Annotated in this window: 1 protein-coding gene; it reads right to left on the reverse strand. The window is 74.2% G+C overall.

All coding sequences use genetic code 11. The features are described from left to right. A partial coding sequence (locus AB0C76_RS41220; RefSeq protein WP_359975890.1) for an AMP-binding protein occupies nt 1-2,133 on the reverse strand: 2,133 nt, incomplete at both ends.

The following is a 2,133-nucleotide window of genomic DNA, read 5'->3' on the forward strand; positions in this document are numbered from 1 at the left end:
GCAGCACCATGAACAGCGTCGCACCGCACTCCCGCGCCAGCGCCACCAACCCGGCGTGCACGTCGGCGGGTATCGCGAGGTCCACGGTGTCACCCACGAAGGTCGCGACCGCGGGCCTCGGACGGTCCGACGGCAGCGCCAGCTCCTCCGGCAGTCCGGCCAGCCGCTCGCGCCAGAAGTCGAGTTGCCGATTAACCAGCGATCGGGAGTCGTCCTCCTCACCCAGCACGCCGCGCTGCCAGAGCGCGTAGTCGCCGTACTGGACGTCGAGTTCGGACCACGCCGGGGGCTCGCCCGTCCCGCTGCGAGCCGCGTACGCGGCGGTGAGGTCGCGCAGCAGCGGTTCCATCGACCACCCGTCGCACGCGATGTGGTGCATCACCAGCAGGAACACGTGCTCCTCGGGAGCGATCCGGAACAACCAGGCACGGAGGGGGAGTTCGCTCGCGAGGTCGAAGACGCCGTGCACGGCCCCGTCGATCAGGCCGGTGACCGCCTCCGCCGCGCACGCCACGGTCTCCCAGGGCACGAGCGGTTCGCCCGTCACCGGCACGACCTGCTGCCACGGCACGCCGTCCACGACCGGGAACACCGTCCGCAGGCTCTCGTGCCGGCCCACCACGTCCTCCAGCGCCGCCCGCAGCGCCCCCTCGTCCAGCGCGCCCCGCAGCCGGACGGTCAGCGGCATCGCGTACGTCGCCGTCCGGGCCTCGCTGTCCACGTTCCCGAGGAACCAGAGGCGCTGCTGGGCGTGCGAGAGCGGGAGCCGCTCGGGGCGTTCGAGCCTGCGCAGCGGCGGCCTCGGGGCGACCGCGCCGCGCTGGTCCAGCAGGGCGGTCAGCCCGGCCACGGTCGGCGCCTGGAAGTGGTCGCGGATGCCCAGCTCCACGCCGAGCGCCGCCCTCACCCGGGCGACGAGGCGCATGGCCAGCAGCGAGTGCCCGCCCAGCGCGAAGAAGTCGTCCTCCACCCCGACCCGCGCACGGCCCAACACCTGCTCGAACAGCCCGCACAGCACCTCCTCCCGCGCATCCCGCGGCGCACGGGTGACGCGCACCTCGGCCTCGGGCGCGGGCAGCGCACGGCGGTCCACCTTGCCGTTGCCGGTCAGCGGCAGCGCCTCCAGCACCACCACCGCCGACGGCACCGCGTACTCCGGCAGGAGCGCGCCGAGCTCGCGTCGCACCTCGGCGCCCGTGACGGCCGCGCCCTCGCGCGGCACCACGTAGCCGACGAGCCTCCGGTCCCCCGGACGGTCCTCCCGGACCACCGCGACCGCGGCGACGACGTCCGCGCAGCGCTCCAGCGCCGCCGACACCTCGCCCAGCTCGATCCGGAAACCGCGTACCTTCACCTGGTCGTCCGCCCGCCCGAGGAAGGCGAGCTGGCCGTCCGCCGTCCACCGCACCACATCACCCGTGCGGTACATCCGCTCCCCCGGACCACCGAACGGATCCGGCAGGAACCGCGACGCCGTCAGCCCGGGACGCCCCAAGTAGCCACGCGCCACCTGCGCCCCGGCGAGGTAGAGCTCACCCGTCACCCCCACCGGCACCGGACGCAGCCCCGCGTCCAGCACGTAGGCCCGCGTGTTCGTCGTCGCCCGGCCCAGCACCGGCCCGTCGGCGTCGGCGAACCACGCCGCCAGCGCGTCCACCGTGTTCTCCGTCGGGCCGTAGGTGTTCTGCCCCACCCACCCCGGCGCGTCCAGGACCCGGCGCCACAGCGACTCCGGAAGCGCCTCGCCGCCCACCACCAGGGTTCGGGGCGTGCGCGGGTCCGCCTCCAGCATGCCCTGCTCGACCAGTTCGGCGGCGTAGCCCGGCGTCGTCTCCAGCAGTTCGATGCCCTCCCGCCCGATGTACTCGGCCAGTCGGGCGGCGTCGCGGCGGCCGTCGTCGTCCGTCAGGTGCAGTTCGTGGCCGAGGAAGAGCCCGAGCACCGAGGTCCAGCTGGAGTCGAAGGCCAGTGGCGCGGTCGAGATCACGCGGATCCAGGTGACGCCCGAGCGGACCCGGTGGCCGGCGAAGGTCACCCGCTCGTAGTGGTGGCAGAGGTTGGCGAGGCTGCCGTGGTCGATCACGACGCCCTTGGGCCGGCCCGTCGAGCCCGAGGTGTAGATGACGTAGGCCG

Origin of the sequence: Kitasatospora sp. NPDC048722, assembly GCF_040650235.1 — a bacterium.
Lineage (GTDB): Bacteria > Actinomycetota > Actinomycetes > Streptomycetales > Streptomycetaceae > Kitasatospora.